The organism is Komagataeibacter rhaeticus (genome assembly GCF_011611525.1).
Taxonomy (GTDB): Bacteria; Pseudomonadota; Alphaproteobacteria; order Acetobacterales; family Acetobacteraceae; genus Komagataeibacter; species Komagataeibacter rhaeticus.
In genome coordinates this window covers 3,146,093-3,166,838 of record NZ_CP050139.1, presented here as the reverse complement: position 1 = coordinate 3,166,838, position 20,746 = coordinate 3,146,093, and the positions used below count along the sequence as shown (strand labels likewise).

General features: G+C 63.9%; 19 protein-coding genes and 1 tRNA gene. 13 read left to right on the top strand and 7 right to left on the bottom strand.

What is annotated here, in order from left to right; translation table 11 throughout:
- Positions 1 to 26: 26 nt before the first annotated feature.
- From GWK63_RS14525 to GWK63_RS14505, 5 genes are read left to right on the top strand one after another with little or no spacing between them, the layout of a single operon-like run.
- Entirely contained in the window at positions 27 to 251 is a 225-nt protein-coding gene (locus GWK63_RS14525; RefSeq protein ID WP_003616715.1) for an ATP synthase subunit C family protein, read from the top strand.
- 16 nt (positions 252 to 267) lie between these two features.
- Positions 268 to 882 (top strand): F0F1 ATP synthase subunit B family protein, encoded by a 615-nt coding sequence (locus GWK63_RS14520; RefSeq protein WP_039998542.1) that lies wholly within the window; start codon positions 268 to 270, stop codon positions 880 to 882.
- A 30-nt stretch (positions 883 to 912) separates the two neighbouring features.
- Positions 913 to 1,407 (top strand): F0F1 ATP synthase subunit B family protein, encoded by a 495-nt coding sequence (locus GWK63_RS14515; RefSeq protein WP_007397272.1) that lies wholly within the window; start codon positions 913 to 915, stop codon positions 1,405 to 1,407.
- Positions 1,408 to 1,467: 60 nt separating this feature from the next.
- Entirely contained in the window at positions 1,468 to 2,184 is a 717-nt protein-coding gene (locus GWK63_RS14510; RefSeq protein WP_034930286.1) for a glycosyltransferase family 2 protein, read from the top strand.
- A 12-nt stretch (positions 2,185 to 2,196) separates the two neighbouring features.
- Positions 2,197 to 3,864 (top strand): ArnT family glycosyltransferase, encoded by a 1,668-nt coding sequence (locus GWK63_RS14505; RefSeq protein WP_007397275.1) that lies wholly within the window; start codon positions 2,197 to 2,199, stop codon positions 3,862 to 3,864.
- 80 nt (positions 3,865 to 3,944) lie between these two features.
- Here GWK63_RS14505 and GWK63_RS14500 read toward each other — a convergent pair whose 3' ends face one another.
- The 3 genes from GWK63_RS14500 to GWK63_RS14490 all read right to left on the bottom strand — a co-directional run bounded on the left by GWK63_RS14500 (position 3,945) and on the right by GWK63_RS14490 (position 7,622).
- Complete coding sequence (locus GWK63_RS14500; protein ID WP_007397276.1) at positions 3,945 to 5,033, bottom strand: oxidoreductase; 1,089 nt, start codon at positions 5,031 to 5,033, stop codon at positions 3,945 to 3,947.
- A gap of 114 nt (positions 5,034 to 5,147) precedes the next feature.
- A complete protein-coding gene (locus GWK63_RS14495) occupies positions 5,148 to 6,914 on the bottom strand; it encodes a porin family protein (RefSeq protein ID WP_371440431.1) in 1,767 nt (588 codons plus the stop codon).
- A 447-nt stretch (positions 6,915 to 7,361) separates the two neighbouring features.
- The gene (locus GWK63_RS14490) at positions 7,362 to 7,622 is read right to left on the bottom strand and encodes a hypothetical protein (protein ID WP_007397279.1); all 261 of its coding nucleotides are present in this window, start codon (positions 7,620 to 7,622) and stop codon (positions 7,362 to 7,364) included.
- Positions 7,623 to 7,714: 92 nt separating this feature from the next.
- On the opposite strand from GWK63_RS14490, the gene GWK63_RS14485 reads away from it, so the two are divergent.
- The gene (locus tag GWK63_RS14485) at positions 7,715 to 8,236 is read left to right on the top strand and encodes a DUF2721 domain-containing protein (RefSeq protein WP_034930292.1); all 522 of its coding nucleotides are present in this window, start codon (positions 7,715 to 7,717) and stop codon (positions 8,234 to 8,236) included.
- Between the two features lie 271 nt (positions 8,237 to 8,507).
- On the opposite strand, the gene GWK63_RS14480 is transcribed toward GWK63_RS14485, so the two are convergent.
- The 4 genes from GWK63_RS14480 to GWK63_RS14465 all read right to left on the bottom strand — a co-directional run bounded on the left by GWK63_RS14480 (position 8,508) and on the right by GWK63_RS14465 (position 14,287).
- Positions 8,508 to 9,719 (bottom strand): cytochrome b, encoded by a 1,212-nt coding sequence (locus GWK63_RS14480; protein ID WP_039998543.1) that lies wholly within the window; start codon positions 9,717 to 9,719, stop codon positions 8,508 to 8,510.
- Positions 9,720 to 9,979: 260 nt separating this feature from the next.
- A tRNA-Arg gene (locus GWK63_RS14475) sits at positions 9,980 to 10,056 on the bottom strand.
- A 72-nt stretch (positions 10,057 to 10,128) separates the two neighbouring features.
- Complete coding sequence (locus GWK63_RS14470; RefSeq protein ID WP_039998544.1) at positions 10,129 to 13,413, bottom strand: efflux RND transporter permease subunit; 3,285 nt, start codon at positions 13,411 to 13,413, stop codon at positions 10,129 to 10,131.
- Positions 13,414 to 13,450: 37 nt separating this feature from the next.
- Positions 13,451 to 14,287: an SDR family NAD(P)-dependent oxidoreductase gene (locus GWK63_RS14465; protein WP_007397285.1), complete on the bottom strand. Its 837-nt coding sequence runs from the start codon at positions 14,285 to 14,287 to the stop codon at positions 13,451 to 13,453.
- A gap of 94 nt (positions 14,288 to 14,381) precedes the next feature.
- Here GWK63_RS14465 and gmk point away from each other — a divergent pair, with 94 nt between their 5' ends.
- The 7 genes from gmk (at position 14,382) to GWK63_RS14430 (ending at position 20,648) form a co-directional block, all read left to right on the top strand.
- On the top strand, positions 14,382 to 15,044 hold the full coding sequence (gmk, locus tag GWK63_RS14460) for a guanylate kinase (RefSeq protein WP_034930302.1): 663 nt from the start codon (positions 14,382 to 14,384) through the stop codon (positions 15,042 to 15,044).
- Positions 15,045 to 15,187: 143 nt separating this feature from the next.
- Positions 15,188 to 16,426 (top strand): multidrug effflux MFS transporter, encoded by a 1,239-nt coding sequence (locus tag GWK63_RS14455; protein WP_034930305.1) that lies wholly within the window; start codon positions 15,188 to 15,190, stop codon positions 16,424 to 16,426.
- A 122-nt stretch (positions 16,427 to 16,548) separates the two neighbouring features.
- Positions 16,549 to 17,334 carry an MlaE family ABC transporter permease gene (locus GWK63_RS14450; protein WP_007397289.1) on the top strand — a complete coding sequence of 262 codons (786 nt, stop codon included), beginning with the start codon at positions 16,549 to 16,551 and terminating at the stop codon, positions 17,332 to 17,334.
- Complete coding sequence (locus tag GWK63_RS14445; RefSeq protein ID WP_007397290.1) at positions 17,331 to 18,125, top strand: ABC transporter ATP-binding protein; 795 nt, start codon at positions 17,331 to 17,333, stop codon at positions 18,123 to 18,125. Before GWK63_RS14450 ends, GWK63_RS14445 begins: the two co-directional genes overlap by 4 nt.
- A gap of 182 nt (positions 18,126 to 18,307) precedes the next feature.
- Positions 18,308 to 19,714, top strand: a complete 1,407-nt coding sequence (radA, locus tag GWK63_RS14440; RefSeq protein ID WP_039998545.1) for a DNA repair protein RadA — start codon at positions 18,308 to 18,310, stop codon at positions 19,712 to 19,714.
- Positions 19,711 to 20,337 (top strand): IMPACT family protein, encoded by a 627-nt coding sequence (locus tag GWK63_RS14435; protein WP_007397292.1) that lies wholly within the window; start codon positions 19,711 to 19,713, stop codon positions 20,335 to 20,337. Before radA ends, GWK63_RS14435 begins: the two co-directional genes overlap by 4 nt.
- A gap of 59 nt (positions 20,338 to 20,396) precedes the next feature.
- Positions 20,397 to 20,648 (top strand): DUF3297 family protein, encoded by a 252-nt coding sequence (locus GWK63_RS14430; protein WP_007397293.1) that lies wholly within the window; start codon positions 20,397 to 20,399, stop codon positions 20,646 to 20,648.
- Positions 20,649 to 20,746 lie beyond the last annotated feature (98 nt).

The following is a 20,746-nucleotide window of genomic DNA, read 5'->3' as shown; positions in this document are numbered from 1 at the left end:
AACGTCTGAAACAAGGAAAACAAGACATGGATATCGCAGCAGCCCGTGAAATTGGTGCCGGTATCGCCGTTATCGCCCTCGCTGGCGTTGGCATTGGCCTGGGTAACATCTTCTCCACGCTGGTCAGCAGCATTGCGCGCAACCCGTCTGCCCGCCCGCATGTGTTCGGCCTGGGCATGCTGGGCTTCGCCCTGACGGAAGCCGTTGCCCTGTATGCGCTGCTGATCGCGTTCCTGATCCTGTTCGTCTGATATACAGGAGGCGAACATGGCGCGCGCCGTGATGTATGACAACATCCGAAGGGCGGGGTCTATCGCGGCCGCGTCCGCGCTGGCTCTGCCGCTGATGGCCATGGTTGCCCCTGGCGCGCGCGCCGAGGGCATGCCACAGCTTGATTTTGGCAATCCCTATGTCATCGGTCAGGTGGTATGGGGCGCTGGCATCTTTCTGGTACTCTATCTTCTGCTGAGCCGTTCGGCGCTGCCGAAGGTGGAGAAGGTTCTCTCGCTGCGTCGCCAGACGATCGAGACGGATCTGGGCATCGCCCACAAGGCCAAGACCCGTGCCGACGAAGCCGTGGCCGAACTGCATGAGGCCCGCCGCAAGGCACTGGCCGAGGCACAGGCCAATGTGGACAAGGTTGTCGAGGAGGCGCGTCTTGCCGCTGCCCGGCAGACCGAGGAAATGAATGCCCGCCTGGCTGCGGAAATCCACGATGCAGAAACGCGCATCGAACAGGCACGGGGTCAGGCCCTGGCGTCCGTGCGTGAGATTTCCACAACTACGGCGGAAACGCTGATCCATCAGTTATCCGGCATTGCCGCCCCGGCCGATTTCGTGACGGCAAAGGTCGGTTCTGCTGCGGCGGCCCGTGGTCTCTGACCGGTTGCCCAAGACAGACAGGTCATAATCATGTTTCATGATCCCCGTTTCTGGTCGGCTGTTGCCTTTGTCCTGTTTTTTGTCCTGTTCGGGCGTTCACTGTGGAAACCCCTGGTGAGCGCGCTGGACGGGCGGGCAGAGCGAATCCGTGCCGAACTAGACGAAGCCGCCCGTCTGCGTCGTGAAGCGGAGCAGATGCTCGAGGACGCGACACGCGACCGCGAAGCGGCTCTGGCGGAAGCCAGGGAACTGGTCGAGCATTCGCTGCGCGAAGCCGCCAATATCGCGGCCCAGGCCCGCAAGGATGCCGAGGACGCCGCCGCCCGGCGTGAACAGATGGCAAAGGACCGCATTGCCTCGGCAGAGCGTTCGGCGCTGCGTGAGGTGCGCGAGACGGCGGTGGATATTGCCATTCAGGCCACCCGTGAAACACTGGCGGCAAAGCTGCAGGCCGATGACGATGGCAAGATCGTTGACAGGTCGATCGGTGACCTTTCGGCTGCCCTTTCACAGCGCGCCGCCTGATTGCCGTTGCTGAACGACGCAACGCAGGGGACAGGAAGCGGGACGGATAACCGTCCCGTCGTGTCCATTATCGCAGCCGTACTGAATGAAGGGGAGAATATCCGCCCCCTCTGTCAGGAAATTGCGGCTGTACTGGGCCAGCTACCCGGTGCGGAAGTCATTTTTGTAGATGACGGCAGTACCGATGCCACGGTAGCGGAACTGGAAGCCGTAAGGCGTGATGGCATCCTGCCTGAATTGCGCATCCTTTCGCATGGCGAGGTCTGTGGTAAATCCGCGGGCCTGCGCACCGGTGTTGAAGCAGCCCGGGGCGAATGGGTCATCGTGCTGGATGGCGACGGGCAGGATGATCCTGCTGATTTCATTTCCATGCTGGAACTGTGCCGTACGGCTGCGGGGCGTGCCCCGCTGGTCGTAGGCGTGCGGACAAAGCGGCAGGATACCCTGTCCCGCAGGCTTGCCTCACGCTTTGCCAACCGGCTGCGCAACCGCCTGCTTGATGATGGCTGCCCGGATACGGGGGCATCGCTCAAGGCGTTCCGGCGGCAGGATTTCCTGGGCCTGCCGCAGTTTGAGGGCCTGCACCGCTTCCTGCCCGCCCTGATGGGGCGGCGGGGTGTGCCGCTTGTCTGCGTGCCGGTTCATCATCGCAACAGGCTGCATGGTTCTTCCAAATACACCAATTTCAACCGGGCCATCGTCGGCATCCGTGACATACTGGGTGTGATGTGGCTCAACAACCGCGCCAGGATACCGAAACGCGTTACCGAACGCTGAAGGGATCGTGCCATGACGCGCCTGACACTGCGCCACTACCTGTTTGTGGCGCTGTGCGTGTTTGTCCTGTTCCTGCCGGGTCGGGCTTCGCTGCCACCGCTGGACCGTGATGAACCGCGCTATATGGAAGCCACGGCCCAGATGCTGCACAGTGGCAACTATGTCGATGTCCGGTTTCTGGATCAGCCCCGCTATCTCCAGCCTGCGGGGATATACTGGCTGGAAGCGGCGGCCGTCCGCCTGACCGGCATGCAGGACCGGCATGCCACCTGGCCCTACCGTATTCCCTCCCTGCTTGCTGTTACTGCGTCCGCCGTGCTGACGGCATGGATTGGCGCCGCCCTGTTCGGCCCGACCTGTGGCCTGCTGGCCGCAGCCCTGCTGGCCGTATCCGTGCTGATGACGGCGGAAGGGCGGATGGCCACCATTGACACAACCCTCCTGCTGTCCGTTCTGCTGGCGCAATGCGGGCTGCTGCGTGCCTATCTGGACCGGGAGCGCGACCTGGCCACACCACTTGCCGCTGCCATGCTGTACTGGGTGGCCCTTGGCTGTGGCCTCATGCTCAAGGGGCCTGTGGTGCTTGTGCCCGGCTTTGGCACGCCGCTGGCGCTGGCGCTGGTGGAGCGCCGTATCGACTGGTGGCGGCGCCTGCGCCCGGCATGGGGGTGGCTGGTCATGCTGGCCATCGTGCTGCCCTGGTGCGTTGCCATTGGCGTGGTCAGCCATGGTGATTTCTTTACCCGTGCGGTGGGACATAATTTTCTGGGCAAGGTGGCCAGTGGGCAGGAAACGCATGGCCTGCCGCCGGGCTATCACCTGGGCGTCTTTGCCATTGCGTTCTGGCCGGGTTCGATTTTCGCGGCGATGAGCCTGCCCTTCATCTGGGCGCGGCGTTTCCAGCCGCATGTGCGCTACCTGCTGTGCTGGATTGTCCCGCACTGGCTGGTGTTCGAGGCGATTGCAACCAAGCTGCCGCATTATGTGCTGCCGACCTATCCAGCCATTGCCATCCTTACGGCGGCTGCCGTCGTCTCTTTTCCCACCAGTTGGGAATGGCCACGGGCCGCGTGGGCACGGGGGCTGCTGGCGGCATACGGGCTGGTATGGTTTACGGTTGGCTCCGTGCTGTCCCTTGCGGGGCCGGTGCTGCTGTGGCGGATGGAAGGCATCGTGCCATGGGCCGCGATGCTGATCCCCGCCGGGGCCCTGCCGCTTCTGGCCATGTCGGGATACATGATCCTGCACCGCGAGATGCTGCGCGCGGTCATGGCGGCGGTGGCGGCGGCGGTCATCATCCATGTGGGCCTGTTCATCACGGTTATTCCGCAACTCCATACAATATGGCTCAGCCCACGGCTTGCGACCCTTGTGGCGGCGCATCGCCCCTGTGCGCGGACCATCGTGGCATCCACCTCGGATTCGGAACCCAGTCTCGTGTTCCTGCTGGGGCAGGATACACGGCTGATCAATGCGGCGGCGGCGGCTGACTTCCTGCAGCAGAACCAGAAATGCGGCATGGCGCTGGTGGGCGCGCAGGATCTGGCGGCCTTTGGTGCCCGTGCCCTGCATGACGGACTGGATGTGCATGAACTGGGGCAGGAGCGGGGGCTGAATTATTCCACCGGCAGGCACCTGGCAATCGGACTGTATGCCGTGGTCAGTCCGACCATGCCGTAAACCATCAGGGCGCTTTTTTCAGAGCGCCCCATGCCATGCCACCCTTTTGGCAAAAGGTGGCATCCAGAAGCTTTCCGGGCCTATTTTTCCCATACCTGTGTCCATTGCTGGCATTCCGCTCCGGTCAGGGGCAGGGCAAGGGCCCTGCCGGCCGTGCTGGCGGCCATGGCGGTTTCCAGAACGGCCATCAGGGCGATGGCCTGTATTGGTGGTACCGGGTTGGGGCCACGGCCCAGGATCGCATCGCGCAGCAGTGCGTAATAGATGCGGTAATCACCCGGTGGCACGGGCAGGTGGCGGGTCGTATCGCTGCCGTCAAACAGCATGATGTCGTCCTGGTCCAGGCCCCAGCCCGGCGCGCCGGGCTGCAGGCCCGCGCGCAACTGGTTTTCCTGCTGGTCGGCATGGTGCTTGAGCAGGGAGCCATGGGTGCCATGCACGACAAAGCGCGGGCCGGCCCATGCGGCCAGCAGGCTGCAGTGCAGGCTGACCCGTAAGGATCCATATGTCAGCATGACCTGCGCCCAGTCCGTACCGCTGGCATGGTCGCGCTGCCGCGCCAGACTGGCCTGCACGGTATCAGGCAGGCCAAACAGCTGCAGTGCCTGATCAGCCATGTGGGGGCCAAGGTCGAACCACAGCCCGCTGCCCGGTGCATCCATTTCCCGCCAGCGCGCGCGTACCTGCGGGCGGAAGCGGTCCATCCGTGCTTCCAGTTCGGTTACCCGACCGATTGTCCCGGCCCGGACATGCTGGCGGATTCCCAGGAAATCACTGTCCCACCGCCGGTTCTGGAAAACGGACAGTACCCTGTCATGCGCCTTTGCCACCGTGGCCGCCGCGCGGGCCTGTGCCACGTTCAGGGTAAAGGGTTTGTCCACAACCACATGCAGCCCGGCCCGCAATGCGGCAATGGCAAGCGGGGCATGGGTCCGGTTGGGGGTAGCTATGACCACCATGTCCAGTCCAGGCCGGGCGAACAGGGCTTCGGGTGTGGCAACCACGTCCAGATGGGGCCAGTCCGCCAGTACGTCGGCGCGCCGGCTGGAACAGATGGCCGCCAGTTCCAGCCCCGGCGTGGCATGGACAAGGGGGGCATGAAAGATACGTCCGGCAAAGCCGTACCCTACAAGGCCGACACGCAGGGGCCAGCGGGACGGGTTGGACATCCGGTTTTCCTCTCTTTTCGGTGTTCAGGAGTCAAGTATGGCAGAAACCTGACAGGAAAAAGAGAAGAAGCCATGAACACGGACGGATCGGGGCATGTCCCGGCCCCGATGCGGTTAGAAAAGCAGGATCATGCCGCCTGAGGCACTGTTGTCGCTTTCCTTGTACGGGCCGTGTGCTGCCGAACTGGTATGGGCGTATTCCGCCACAAGGTTCAGCCAGTCGGTCATCTTGTAATACGCGGCCCCCACTTCCGATTCATTGCGGCGGACCAGATCGGGGTCGCTTTCACCCGGTGCAAGGTAGAGGTTGCTCACACCGTAGCTTCCCACCAGTTTGAACTTCTTGGTGAAGTTGTACATCATCTGGACATAGTAGCCTTCCGATGCGCGCTTGTGGCCGTTGCTGGCCACGCCATCAAAGAACAGGCCGGTCGTGCCCAGGCCACTGCCACGGTAGTAGTAGCCCACGAACTGCGCCGGGCCATAGGTCAGCTTGGTGCCGATTTCACCCGCTTCCGCGGTAACGCCACGCGTCTGCCCCGGATTGACCGCTACATCCGCCGTTGTGGTGGTGGCCATGTTGTAAATTCCGCCACTTGCCTCAAGCAGGGCCGTGCTGACCGTTGTGGTCCGGCTGACCGTCAGGTTCTGCTGGTGCTGGGTCAGGAAGCTGGCCCAGATGCGCGCGCTCAGCCCGCCGATCTTGAAGTCATAGGTCACCTTGCCCTGGATCATGGGTGAACTGTGCTGGGTGGAACTGGCCGAATAGGCATTGCCATTGGCGTCATCACCGGAGAAATCGAATTCATCCAGTGGCTGCAGGATGCCGATCGTGCCCTGGAAGCCCTTGATCGTGGGGGACTGGTAGGAAATCTGCGGAATCCAGTCAGCATAGACATAACCGACGCCGATGCGGCCCAGCGAGGTATTGCCCGGCGCCGAATTGCTGCCGGTGGAGCCGACACTGAGCAGCGTTGCGTCATCCAGGATGGCATCGCCGCCAAAGATGCCAAGGTCGCGGCCGATCTTGAACGTGCCCCATTTCTTGTTACCCGCCGTCACGTAAACCTGACGAAAATCGATGCCGGCGGTGCCAAGGCCCACCGGGCTGCCGCCGGTATTGGCGTTGAAGGCACCGTTCTTGGCATTGTCGATGCCGGGATACATGCCCATGACGGCGGCAAGGTCGATGCCGTTCTGCGTGGTCGAGAGCTTGAGGATCAGGCCCGCGGGCAGCAGGCCGTTGCGCAGGGCGGACGAGTCGAACCCGCTGGACCCGGTCGAGACGCCACCGGCGACCGGCATGCCGCCTGCCGGGCTGTTATAGGTATAGAATCCGTTGATGAAGCCCGAGAGGTTGATGTTGATCGGGCCGGCCTTGAAGGTCAGGCCCTTGCCGGGTTCATATTTTGCCATGCGCACGAACGAATCACCCCCGCCAAGGGCCATGGAATGCTGGGCGGCAAGCCATGTGGATTCAGCCGATGCGGCGCTGGCCTGCGCGCTGGCCGCCGCCTGCTGGGCCTGCGCCAGCACGTAATCGGGGTCCATGCCGCCGCCGCCAATCTCGATCTGGCCGGGGGGCTGCACGGTGTTGCCCATGGCGGTGCGCATCTGGGCATGGGCGGATGTGGGGGTGGCCATATGGCGCTGTACGGGCATGTATTGCGGCCTGCTGGCGGATGCCGCTTCGCGTACATGCTGCATGTGGTGGGCCAGCAGCCCCCTGTACTCGCCCTGCGTCAGGCTGCCCTTGGCCTTCAGGATGTCAAGGAGTTCACTGTAATCGTCAGCCCGCGCCCCATCGGGGCAGGCCATGGATGCACTGCCGGTTGCCATGACAACCACCGCGCCGATACGCGCCAATCTTACTGCCGACATAGTATTGAACTCCCTGTTGGCATTCCTGTTGTATAAACCCCGGCGGGTCAATGGCCCCCCATGGTCGTGGCAGGGGGGGCAGGGGAGTGCGCAATGGCAGCCATGACGGAGGGATATCTCCCCCCGGTGTGTGCCTGCGGGTCAGGAATGCCGGGTCGAACACACGGGATTCGTTAGCAATTATCCCTTTTTTTTTATACAATGTTCAAAATATGGTCACTTGGGAACACATGTACGTTTCCTGTGTGGGGGCGTACGATATCGCAGTACGCAGACCTGCTTTTCCCGCTTCGCGCGTGCTGCGGGTGACAGGCGGCGGGTGGTATCAAACAATCGTGTGCGCATGGATTTGCGTGATCTGGACAATAAAACGCGGCCGCTGCCATGGTGCATGCAGGTGACAGTGTAAAACAGATTATCACAAAGCTGTGTTTATATTTCCTTAACTTATTTCTTGACTGTATCTCCGGTGCTCGTGGCCGCTGTCGTGATGTCACGGGCATGGCGCCATGCATCCTCCAGTGCCGCTAGCAGGGTGGGGTGTGGCGCGGTCCATTCCTGCATGCCCTGCACGGGCAGGGTCAGGCGCGCGCGCCAGCCGGTGTCAGGCTGGCGTTCGATCGTGAGCGGCCAGTCGGCGGGCAGGCGCGCAAGGATGCGGGCCAGGCGTTTCTCCGGTGTCTGGGGGGTTGCGTAATTATGGGACATTGCGGGCTCCTTGGCTGGAGCCCTGAGTCTGCCCCTTGACGGAAGTCCGGATAAGCCCAAAAAAACGCATCCCCCTTCCGCCAGCCAAGGATATGCCTGCTGTGTCAGCCTTTCCCGGACTTATTCCCGATGAATCAGTCGATGGTGTCGCCCATCTGATCCAGACCGCGCTCACGCCGGTTTTCATGCTGTCGGGCATTGGTACGCTGCTGAACATGTTCAACACGCGGCTTGCGCGGGTCAGTGACCGGATCGAGAGCGTGCGGGACAAGCTGGAAAGCACGGAGGACAAGACCGGAAAGGACGCCCGTGCGCTGCTCAGGCGGCTGGCGCTGCTGCATTACCGCACCCTGCTGCTGGATGCTGCAATCCTGTTTGGTGGCGTGGGGGGCGCTTCGGCCTGTGGTTCGGCCTTTGCGCTGTTTCTTGGCAGCGTGCGTGATTCCGCCGTGGCGTGGTGGCTGGTGCTCATGTTCGGCAATGCGCTGGTCTGCACCGTCATCGCGCTGGGCATGTTCCTGGGGGACAGCATCGTGGCGTGGCATGGCCTGCGCGTGACCATCTTCCTGCCGCACAAGCGCGACCTGCTGACCGCCATTACGCCGCAGGACTGACCCGGCACCCGCTCCTTCAGGGGGCGAACGAGTCCATCGCATACGGCCCGCGCGCGACATCATGGGCACCCCGGTCGGATAAAAGAGTATGGGCCGGCCCCACTCCCGTCAGGTAAGGAGCGTTCAGGACGGCACGCAAATCATAAGGAAGTTTTTGGTGAAGCTTTTTTCAAAAAGCTTCGAAGAACGCCGCCTTTTTGAAAAAAGGAGGCACCCAAAAACTGTTATTGATTATCTGTTTGCCAGCAATTGCCTGCTGAAGGATGGCGGGTCAGCCGCCCCGGCGCATCTCACGCCGCGCACAGAGTGGCAGCAGCACAAGGAAGTAGCCGAAATAGCACAGGGCGGCGACCCGGCCAACGATCATCCATCCGCCCTCCGCATGGTGGCGGCCGACCAGACCCATCAGCACGAACGAGACCACGACCCCCGCCATGCCTGCCCGGCACAGCGGACGCGAACGCGCCGAGCGCACGGGCGAGGGGTCCAGCCATGGCACCATGAACAGCACCCCGATCGATGCTCCCGCCGCCACCAGCCCCCCGAATTTGGAAGGCACGGACTGCAGCAGCCCGTAGAAGGGCAGGAAATACCATTCCGGCTCGATATCGGCAGGCGTGTGCATGGGGTTGGCCGGGCGATAGTTTTCCGGCTCGGCCAGCAGGTCGGGCCACAGGAAGGCCAGGGCCACGAACACCAGCGCGAACAGGACAAGGCCCGTCACGTCCTTGGTAGTGTAATAGGGGTGGAAGGGCACCGTCTCACGCGCGGGCACGGGGCGGCCGGTGGGGTTGTTCGGCCCGCTGACATGCAGGGCCGCCACATGCAGCGCCACGATGCCCACGATGGCGAACGCCATGACGAAATGCAGTACGAAAAAGCGGTGGATGAAGATATCCCCCAGCTGGTCGCTGCCTTCCATGATGTGTTCAAGCGCAGGCCCGATGACCGGTACCGCCCCCACCGCCTTGCCCGCGACATCCGCCCCCCAGTAGGACATCTGCCCCCATGGCAGCACATAGCCCGCAAAGGCGGTGACCATGACCATGACCAGCAGCACAAGCCCGGTCAGCCACAAAATCTCGCGCGGCTGTTTGTAGGAACCATAATACAGCCCGCGGAACAGGTGGACATAAAGGGCCGCCATGAACAGGCTTGCCCCCGTTACATGCAGCGCGCGCAGCATCCAGCCGGCGGGAAGCTGGCGCTCGATCATCTCGACCGATAGGAAGGCCTCACTGGCGGTGGGCGTGTAGTTCATGGCCAGGAAGATGCCGCTTGCCAGCATGATGACCAGCACAACAGTCAGGATCGCCCCGAAATTCCATAGCGCGTTGAGGTTACGCGGCATGGGGAAATCGACATATTCCTTCCGCAACGCGGTAAAGACCGGCAGCCTGCGGTCAATCCATGAAAGGAGGCCGCCTGGCGGTTCCGGCTGCCCGTGCGGGGGCATGTTTTCGGGAAGGCTGGACCCGCTCATTCCTGGTTCCTGCATGCAGACGTAAAGAAATATCAGCTACCGTGTAGCAGCCCCGCAGGCCGCAGGCACCTGATCTTTTTTCTCATGCCGTGTGCAGGGAAGGCGCTGGAAAAGGATAAAAGTTTACTGGGGGTCGCCTTTTTTCAAAAAGGCGACATTTCCTGAAGCTTTCTGGAAAAAGCTTCACCAGAAACTTTCCACGTTTTGCGTAATGGCTCCTTGGAAGCCATTAAAAAACAAAACCGGATTTTCAAGGAAAGTGGCGCACCCGAAAGGACTCGAACCTCTAACCCCCAGATTCGTAGTCTGGTGCTCTATCCAGTTGAGCTACGGGTGCGTCGTGAGGGGGCTTTTAGCCGACGGTTCCAGCCCCTGCAACCCCCTTTTTTTATTGGGTGAAAGATTTTTTTCAGGCCCGCTTTCCAAACAGCCTTCCGGCACGCCGTACCGTCCATGCGCGCAGCTGTTCCATGTAAAGATAGATGACCGGCGTGGTGTAGAGCGTCAGCAGCTGGCTCATTGCCAGCCCGCCCACGACCGTAATGCCCAGCGGGCGGCGCATCTCCACGCCATAGCCGCCATTGGTGATGAGGGGAACCGCCCCGAGGGCCGCCGCCAGCGTGGTCATGAGGATGGGGCGGAAGCGCTGGATGCACGCATCACGGATGGCCACCCGCGGGTCCAGCCCCCGGTCACGTTCGGCATGCAGCGCGAAATCCACGATCAGGATGGCGTTCTTCTTCACGATTCCCACCAGCAGGATCATCCCGATCATGGTGATGAGCGAGAACTCCTGCCCCGTCACCCACAGCCCCAGCACCGCCCCCACCCCGGCGGAGGGCAGGGTGGACATGATGGTCAGCGGATGGATGTAGCTCTCATACAGGATGCCCAGCGTCACATAGATGGTGACGAGGGCCGCGATGAAGATCAGCACCTCGTTGATGATGGCGGACTGGAACTGGGCCGCCTGCCCGGTAAAGCCACCGTGGATGGAGGGCGGCACATGCAGGCGGATCATGGTCTCCTCCACCGTGGCCGATGCATCGCTCAGCGCCGTGCCGGGGGCCAGGTTGAAGGAAATGGCCGCCGAGACGAAGCCCCCCTTGTGCGACACGGTAATGGATGTGGGGCGCGGCACCAGCCTTGTCACATCCGAGAGCGGGATCATCGTCTCCGCCGATGAGGACACGGCCGACCCGCTGGACGCCCCCGCACCGCCCGCCAGCCGGTTCTCGATCTGGTTGCGGAAGGACTGCTGGCTGAGCTGCGTGCTGCGGCTTGCGGTGGTATCGGCCTGCACCCGCACCGTGTTGGACACCGTGCCGCCACCCGCCGTCCCGCCAGAAGTGGAAATGCGGAAGGAGCGCAGGATATCGGGGGACGTACGGTACGGTTCGGCCACTTCCATCACCACATGGTAGGTGGCAAGGGATGTGGAAATGTTCGAGGCGATGCGCTGGCCAAAGGCGTCATACAGCGTGTTGCTGACCAGCTGCGGGGTGATCAGGTAACGCGCGGCAAGGTCGCGGATGACGTCGGCATGGATGGCGGCGCCATTGTTCATGACATCCGTCGTCACGTCGCGCAGGCCGGGGGCGTCACGCAGCGCCGCCACCAGACGCGGGGCCCAGGTGTAGATGTCCTCCGCGCTGTCGCTGGTCAGCAGGTAGCGGTAGGCGCCTTCCTTCTGCCGGCCGCCACCGCCGCTTATGTCACCTGCCGAGAACATCGAGACATCCAGCCCCGGAATATGTTCCAGCCGGCTGTGGATGCGCGCGATCATCTCGTCCGGGCCGTCGCTTCGCCGGGTCCGGTCGATCATCTGGGCGAAGGCCTGCCCCTCGATATTGGTATCACCGGAGAAGGCGACGACTTCCTGCGTGTCGGGGTCGGCCATCATCGCATCGCTTATGGCGCGGATCTTTTCCTTCATGGCGGGGAAGGAGGTGGTCTGGTCGGCGCGGAAGAAGCTCATCACCATGGCCACGTCCTCCTTGGGCAGGATGCCCTTGGGCATGAGCACGATCACCCCCACCATCAGTGCCAGGCTGAGCGGCAGGCTGAGCGCCGTCAGCACATGGTGGCGCAGCGCCACGTCCAGCGTGCGCTCGTAAAACCGCAGCAGGTGCCGGTAGCCCGCCTCCAGCCAGTCACCCACGGCGCGTGGCCACCGCCGCCACCAGGGTGCTGTGGGCGGTGGGGGCGCGGGTTCCCCCACCTCCAGGAACAGGCTGCACATCATCGGTGTCAGGCTGAGTGCGAGCAGCAGTGAGACGGTGACGGTGATGGCCAGCGTCATGGAAAACTCGAAGAACACCTTCCCCGGCGTGCCGCCCAGCAGCAGCAGCGGCAGGAATACCGCCACCAGCGAGATGGTGATGGACATCACGGTAAACCCGATCTCACGCGAACCCTGCAGGGCGGCGTCAAAACGGTTCATGCCCGCTTCCATGTGACGGGCGATGTTTTCCAGCACCACGATGGCGTCATCCACCACGAAGCCCGTGGCGATGGTCAGTGCCATGAGCGAGAGGATGTCGAGCGAGAAATGGAACAGCGCCATGAGCGCCAGCGTGCCCGCCAGCGAGACGGGCACGGTAATGGCCGGGATCAGGGTCGAGCGCGGCGTGCGCAGGAACACCAGCACCACCGCCACCACCAGCACGACGGAGGCCAGCAGCGTCCACTGCGTATCGGCCAGGGAGGCGCGGATGGTGATCGAGCGGTCCATGGCCGGTGTCAGCACCACGCCGCCGGGCAGGGCCGCGCGCAGGGCGGGCAGGCGGCCCTTGATCTCGTCAATCACATGGATGACGTTGGCCCCCGCGCGCGGGCGGATGATCGCCATGACCGCCGTGTGCCCGTTCAGGAAGCCCGCCAGCCGTTCGTTCTCCACCCCGTTGCGCACGCTCGCCACATCACTCAGCCGCACGGGGTGGCCGCTGCGGTAGCCGATCACCAGGTCACGGTACTGGGCGGCGGTGCGGGCCTGGTCATTGGTGGCAAGCGTGTAGCGGGTTGTGTCGTTCTCTATGATGCCCTTGGGCGTGTTGGCATTGGCCGATGCCAGGGCGGAGCGGATATCCTCGAACCCCAGCCCGTATTTGAACAGGGGCCACGGGTTGATTTCCACCCGCACGGCGGGGGCGGAACTACCGGCAATCTCCACCCATCCCACGCCCTGTACCTGCGCCAGCAGCGGCTGCAGGCGTGTCTTGGCAATGTCATACAGTTCGGATACCGGCTGCGTGTCCGATGTCAGTGCCAGGATCATGACCGGGTTGTCGGAAGGGTTGGCCTTCCAGTATTCCGGCTGTGATTCCAGTGTCGCGGGCATGTCCGCGCGGGCGGCGCGCAGGGCGGCCTCCACATCATTGGCGGCGGAATCGATATTGGTCGATTCATCAAAGGTCAGCAGGATGAAGGCATTGTCCTGGCTGGAATCGGACTCGATCTCGCTCAGTCCCGCCACCTGGCCCAGCCTGCGCTCCAGGGGCGTGGTGACGGAACTGGCCATCTGCTGGGGTGACGCACCGGGCTGGGTGGCCATGACATAGATGACCGGCACCGCGATATCGGGCAGGTCACCCACCGGCAGCGTGCGGTAGGCCAGCAGTCCCGCCAGCAGCATGGCCGCCGCCAGCAGGGTGGTGGCCACCGGGCGCAGGATGAAGACACGACAGAGATTCACGCCCGGTTTCCGGTCCGGTCTTTCACGGGGTTCCGCTTCATGCCGCGGGCACCGGCCCGGTGGCCGCGTCCAGTCCCGTTTCGGCCATGGTGCCCGCCTGGCCGGCGGGCTGGCGGAAATAATAGGATTCCGCAATCCTGACCGGCAGCAGGTCCATGAAGCGTGACCCCGCCGCCAGCCACCATGGAAAGGAGATGCGCCGCCGCCCGCGCGCAACCCCGTCCAGGATGGCGCGCACGGCATCGCCCGTCTGGGTCAGGCCGGGCATGGGGAAGCGGTTCTGCGTGGTCATGGGGGTCGCCACGAAGCCGCAGGTCACGCTGGACAGGGCAATGCCCGCGCGCGCCATGTTGCCACCCGTCGCCACGATGAAGCGGTCCACCGCCGCCTTGGATGCGCAGTAAGACGGCGTGCCGGGGAACGAGACCAGCCCCGCCACCGATGCCATGGCGCAGATCCGCCCGCGCATCCCGTCCGCCCCGCGTGGCTGGTGGCGCATGACATGCAGGGCAGGCAGCACCGTGTTCAGCACGCCATCCATGTTGGTGGCGAACATGCGGCGGATCTGGTCATCGGGTTCATAGGGGGCTTCCTCCCCCCCGCGCGTGGAGGCGGTGATGCCCGCGCAGGCGAATACAAGGTCAAGCGGCCCGGCCGTGGTGATCCAGTCTTCCATTCCCCTGCGTTCGCACACGTCCTGTACGCGGATGTGGGCGTCCGCCCCCCGGGCGATGCACCGCGCCGCGACATCGCGCAGGTTGTTCCCGTTGCGCCCACCCAGATGGAGCGTGCGGCCCGGCCGGGCAAGGGCAAGGGCCAGCCCGCGCCCGATCCCGGACGAGGCACCTGTAATGAGTATCGAATCCTGTTTCATATTCGCAGATTACATACACCCTGTTAGAACTGCGCTACCCCGTTTGCGCGCCCCGGCCTGCATTTGTCGGGATGCCACGACCAAGGAGAGCCGCATGAGCCAGACATCCCTCCCCCCCCGAACAGCATCCGCCCCGCCGGTCCGGCGCCGGGGGGTCTGTCTGGTTATCTCTGCACCCTCGGGCGCAGGCAAGTCCACCATCGCCAATGCGCTGCGGGCATCCGAGCCACAGCTGCTGCATTCCGTATCGGTCACCACCCGCCAGCCCCGACCGGGGGAAAGCGACGGCATCCATTACCATTTCCGCAGCATGGAAGAATTCGAGCGCATGGCCCAGGCGGGCGAGATGCTGGAATGGGCGACCGTGTTCGGCCGGGGCTACGGCACCCCGCGCGCCCCGGTGGAGCAGGCCCTGGCGGAAGGGCGCGACATGGTGTTCGACATTGACTGGCAGGGCCACCGCCAGATCCGCGCGGCCCTGCCCGATGACGTGATCAGCCTGTTCGTGCTGCCGCCTTCCATCGAGGAACTGGAGCGCCGCCTGACCGGCCGCGCATCGGACGAAGCCGATGAGATCGCACGCCGCATGCAGGCCGCGCGTGACGAGATCTCGCACTGGAACGAATTCGATCACGTCATCATCAATTCCGATCTGGATACGGCGATTGCGGAAGCCCGCGCCGTGCTGGTCGCAGCCCGCCTTGAACGCCATCGGCAGGTGGGGCTTGCGGCGCTGGTGGCCGGTTTCGGGGTCTGAGCCACGCCGGCTGCGGCGGGGGGCGCACATGGCGCATGGGTTGCATGTGACATGGTTGTGGACAAGGCCGCCGCAATAGGCGGATATGCATCACGCGCGGCCCGTGGCCGTGCCCGCCTCCTGTCCTTTCCCGCCGGATTCCCATGCCCGCCCGTACCACGCCCGCCACCGCCATGCCGTACTGGATGATCGCCCTGCTGGGCCTGCTTACGGCCATCGGTCCCCTGTCCACGGATATGTATCTGCCTGCCTTCCCCTTTATGGACAGTGACCTGGCGGGCGGGTATGCGGGGGCCAGTCAGGTTACGCTTGCGGCATGGTTTGCGGGGCTGGCGGTGGGGCAGTTCAGCCTTGGCCCCATTTCCGACCGGCTGGGGCGCAGGATTCCGCTGGTGGGCGGGCTGGTCCTGTTCATTGCGGGGTCCATGGGGTGCGCGCTGGCGGACGGGTTCGACCTGTTCTGTGTGTGCCGGTTCGTCTCGGCGCTGGGCGGGGCGGCCAGCGCGGTCGTGCCGCGCGCCATCGTGCGCGATGTGGCCACCGGCGCGCCGGGCGCGCGCATCATGTCACAGCTTATGCTGGTCTTTGGCGTCATGCCCATCCTTGCACCCTCGCTGGGCAGTCTTGTACTGTCGGTCGGGCACTGGCGGTGGATATTCTGGATCGCGGTCGGCTACGGCATGGTGGGGCTGGTGACGGTGCTGGCCACCCTGCGCGATACCATGCCGATGGACCGGCGCATCCCCTTTTCCCTGGCTGGCATGATCGGCCGCTATGGCGGGCTGGTGCGTGAGCCGGTGTTCATGTCCAGCGCGCTGCTCAACAGCTTTTCCTCCTTCGTCATGTTTGCCTACATCACCTCCGCTCCCATGGTGTTCGAGCATCTGCTGGGTTTCACGCCGGGGCAGTTCGGGGCCTTCTTCGGCATGAACGCCGCGATGTTCATCGTCTCGGCCCAGATCAACGCACGCCTGGTCCACCGGATCGACCTTTCCCGCCTGGTCGATGGCGGGATCGGGTGCGTCACGGTGGCGGCGGTGGCGTGCCTCGTACTGTCGCTGGCAGGGGTGGCGGGGGTGGGGCATCCGCTGCTGGTGTGCGTGCTGGTCATGTGCATTACCGGCTGCCTTGGCTTTATCGGGCCGAATGCCACGGTCATGGCCCTGACCCATCACGGCCACCAGGCGGGCAGTGCCTCGGCCCTGATGGGGACGATCCAGTTCTCCCTTGCCGCGGCCAGCGGCTTCATCATGGGTCATGTGGCCTTTCACAGCCCGGCGCCGCTGGCCATGGTGATCATGGCGGGTGTCGTGTGCATGATGGCATGCAACATGTGGCGGCAGGCCTGTGAACGGCGCGCGGCTGGCCAGGGGGCATCGTGACGGATGGTGGCGTGCCTCAGGTGCTTTCGCTTTGACGTGGGGCACGCCGCGCGCTAGGGCAGGGAGCATGTCCGCAGGATATGGCGCCCGCTGTGGCGTGCCCCTCAAGCGCTGGAGGCCTTGTGAACGGCGTTCTTGATTTTGTTGCCGGACTGGGCCGGGCGGTTCTGGACATTGTCCGCATGGCGGGAAAGGTGGCGCTTTTTGCCGCGCGCGCCCTGTCGCATGTGGTCCGTCCCCCCTTTTACTGGCGTATCCTGTGGGGCACGCTGGTGGAGATCGGTTTCTTTTCCCTGCCCGTGGTGGCGCTGACCGCGCTGTTTTCCGGTGGCGTGATCGCGCTGCAGTCCTATACCGGCTTTGCCCAGTACCATGCCCAGAACGCCATCGCCGGGATTGTCATCCTGGCGGTCACGCGCGAACTGGGGCCGGTGCTGGCGGGGCTGATGGTGGCGGGCCGCGTGGGGGCCGCCATGTCGGCCGAGATCGGGACCATGCGCGTGACCGACCAGATCGACGCGCTGAGCACCCTGTCCACCAATCCCATGAAATACCTGGTCACGCCCCGGCTGGTGGCAGGTACGCTGGCGCTGCCCTTCCTGGTGCTGGTGGCGGACATACTGGGTGTGCTGGGCGGCTTTACCGTATGCGTGATGAAGCTGGACTTCTCGCCTTCCGCCTACATTGCCGCCACCATCGCCTCGCTCAAGGTGATGGATGTGACGGTGGGGCTGGTGAAGGCCGCGATCTTCGGGTTCCTGATCGCGCTCATGGGCTGCTATCACGGCTATAACAGCCGGGGCGGGGCCGAAGGGGTGGGGGCGGCCACCACGGCGGCGGTGGTCGCGGCGTCGATCCTGCTGCTGACCTTCGATTACCTTCTGACGGATGTGTTCTTTTCCCAATGAGTGACGCAACCCCCAAGATCCGCATTCGCGGCCTGAAAAAGGCGTTCGGCCCCAAGGTGGTGCTGGACGGGGTGGACCTTGATGTGATGGGTGGCACGTCATTCGTGGTCATTGGCGGTTCGGGCACCGGCAAGTCGGTGCTGCTGCGCTGCATACTGGGGCTGATCACGCCCGATGCCGGCTCCATCGAGATTGACGGCGTGGATGTCACCACCCTGTCCGCCCGCGAGCGTGAGCCGTACATGGCCAGGATCGGCATGCTGTTCCAGAACGGCGCGCTGTTTGACAGCCTGAGCGTGTGGGAAAACGTGACCTTCGGCCTGACGGCGGCCGCCCGCATGGGTCATGGCCCGCGGCTGACCCGCACGCAGGCGCAGGCGCGCGCGGCCGAACTGCTGGAGCAGGTGGGCATGGACCCCGCCGTGGGCGCGCTCTCGCCCGCCGAACTGTCGGGCGGCATGCAGAAGCGCGTGGGACTGGCGCGCGCCATCGCCGCCCGCCCCGAGATCCTGTTCTTCGATGAACCCACGACCGGTCTTGATCCCATCATGGGCGCCGTGATTGACGGGCTGATTGCCGACTGCGTACGAAAGCTGGGTTCCACCGCCATCGCCATCACGCATGACATGGCCTCCGCCCAGCGCATAGGGGACCAGGTGGGCATGCTGTACGAAGGCAGGCTGATCTGGCAGGGGCTGCCCTCTACCCTGTTTGACAGTGGCAACCCGGTGGTGGACCAGTTTACCCATGGCCGCCGCGAGGGGCCAATCAAGGTAGATGTTCGTAATTAACTGATAAATAAAGATAAAAATTTTTGGGTGCCCCCTTTTTCCAAAAAGGCGGCGTCTTTCGAAGCTTTTTGGAAAAAGCTTCACCAAAAACTTTTTCCTGTTTGGCTAAGGGCTTCCCTGACTTTTGCGGCCAGTCGCTCCATATATGATATACACGATCTGTTCTTGTCCAGGGAGCCATCATGGCGCGTCGGCCCGCTAACCGTTTTGTCTGCCAGTCCTGCGGGGCGGTCTTTCCCAAGTGGTCGGGCCGGTGCGATGCCTGTGGCGCGTGGAACAGCATTGTGGAGGAAACGGTCGAACCGACCGCCGGCGGCGGCACCAATGCCCGCAGGCGCAGTGGCGCCCGCATCAACCTTGTTGGCCTTGCGGGCGATACGCCGCCACCGCCACGGATCGAAACCCGGATTGGCGAACTGGATCGCGTGCTGGGTGGCGGGCTTGTCCCGGCTTCGGTCGTGCTGGTGGGCGGTGACCCTGGTATCGGCAAGTCCACGCTGCTGCTGCAGGGTGCCTGCGCGCTGGCACGCGCGGGGCGCAAGGTGATGTATATTTCGGGCGAGGAAGCCGTGGACCAGATCCGCCTGCGCGCACGCAGGCTGGGGCTGGAAGCGCCCACGCTGGAACTGGCCGCCGCCATCAACGTGGCCGATATCGTGGCAACGCTGGAGGCGGAAAAGGATCTGGCGCTGGTGGTGATCGACTCGATCCAGACCATGTGGATGGAAACGGTGGAAAGCGCGCCCGGTACCGTAAGCCAGGTGCGCGCCTGCGCGTTTGAACTGATCCGCCTGGCCAAGCAGCGTGGCTTCAGCCTGATCCTGGTGGGTCATGTGACCAAGGAAGGGGCGCTGGCTGGCCCCCGCGTGCTGGAGCACATGGTCGATGCGGTCATGTATTTCGAAGGCGATCGTGGTCATCAGTTCCGTATCCTGCGCGCGGCCAAGAACCGCTTTGGCGCAACTGACGAGATCGGTGTGTTCGCCATGACCGATCAGGGGCTGGAGGAAGTACCCAATCCCTCCGCCCTGTTCCTGGCCGAACGGCGGGGGCACATTGCCGGCTCCGCCGTGTTCGCGGGCATGGAGGGCACGCGCCCCGTGCTGCTGGAAGTGCAGGCCCTGCTTTCGCCCAAGGCGGGGGATGGCGGCGCGCGGCGTGCGGTGGTGGGCTGGGATACGGGGCGGCTGAACATGCTGCTGGCCGTGCTGGAAGCGCGTTGCGGCATTAAGCTCAACGCCATGGATGTCCACCTCAATATCGCAGGTGGCCTGCGCGTTGGGGAGCCCGCGGCCGACATGGCGGTGGCCGCCGCCCTTGTCTCCGCTGCCACCGGCCAGCCCACCAGTGCCGGTTCGGTCTATTTTGGCGAGGTGGGCCTGTCGGGCGAGATCCGTCAGGTCTCGCAGCCCGATACACGGCTGAAGGAAGCGCACAAGCTGGGATTCGAACACGCCTTCCTGCCGCGCCGGATCGCGCGCGGCAACCGCAGGCCCACCGCCCCGGATGGGCTGGGCATACAGGAAATCGGCCATCTGGGTGATCTGGTCAGCCTGTTTACGGGGGCAATGGAGGAGGCGGCCGGGTGAGCGCGCCCGAACGCTTCATGCTGCGTGAACCCGCCATGCTGGAGCGGGAAGTCAGGAAAAGCATTTTCCTGGCACAGGCCGCGCCCGTGGCAACACCGGCGGAGGCCATGGAATTCATCGCCACCGTCAGTGACCCCGATGCCACGCATAACTGCTGGGCCTATCTGATTGGCCAGACCTATCGCAGCGATGATGCGGGTGAGCCCGGTGGCACGGCGGGGCGTCCCATCCTGCAGGTGATCGAGGGACAGGGCTTTGACCGCACCGTGGTGGTGGTCACGCGCTGGTTTGGTGGCACCAAGCTGGGCGCGGGCGGTCTTGTGCGCGCCTATGGCGGCACGGCGGCGGAATGCCTGCGCACGGCCGCGCGTGTGCCGATTGTGGAGAGGGTATCCCTGACCTTCACCTGCGGTTTTTCCGACCATGCCCTGTTACGCGCGCGGCTGGAGGGCATGGACTGCCAGATTGTGGGCGAGGATTTTGGCGCGGCAGGTGTTGGCATGCATATCGCCCTGCCCGTGGCGCGGGAAGCGGAGGTCCGCACCCGCATCACCGACATCACCCGGGGGCAGGCGGTGATCCGTGTGGTGGAGGAAGATGCAGGTCAGGGTGTTGGAGACTAACGGCATTGCCGCTATGTCAGACAGCGTTTCACGTTCAGCATACGGAAAAAAGACCAGCCATGACCGATACCCCGCCGGACCGCCTGTCCGTCAATCCCGCCAGCCCCTTCTATAACGAGGCCCTGCTTGAGCGTGGCATTGGCGTGCGCTTCAAGGGCGTCGAGAAAACCAATGTCGAGGAATACTGCATCAGCGAAGGCTGGGTGCGTCTGGCGGTAGGGCGTGCCACGGACCGCTTTGGCAACCCGATGACCATGAAGGTCACGGGCCCGGTCGAGGTCTGGTTCAAGTCCGGCACCGGGAGCGAATAAAGGGATAAAAGTTTTTGGTGAAGCTTTTTTCAAAAAGCTTTGAAAGAATGCCGTCTTTTTGAAAAAAGGCGGCGCCCAAAAACTTTTCCATGAAAAAA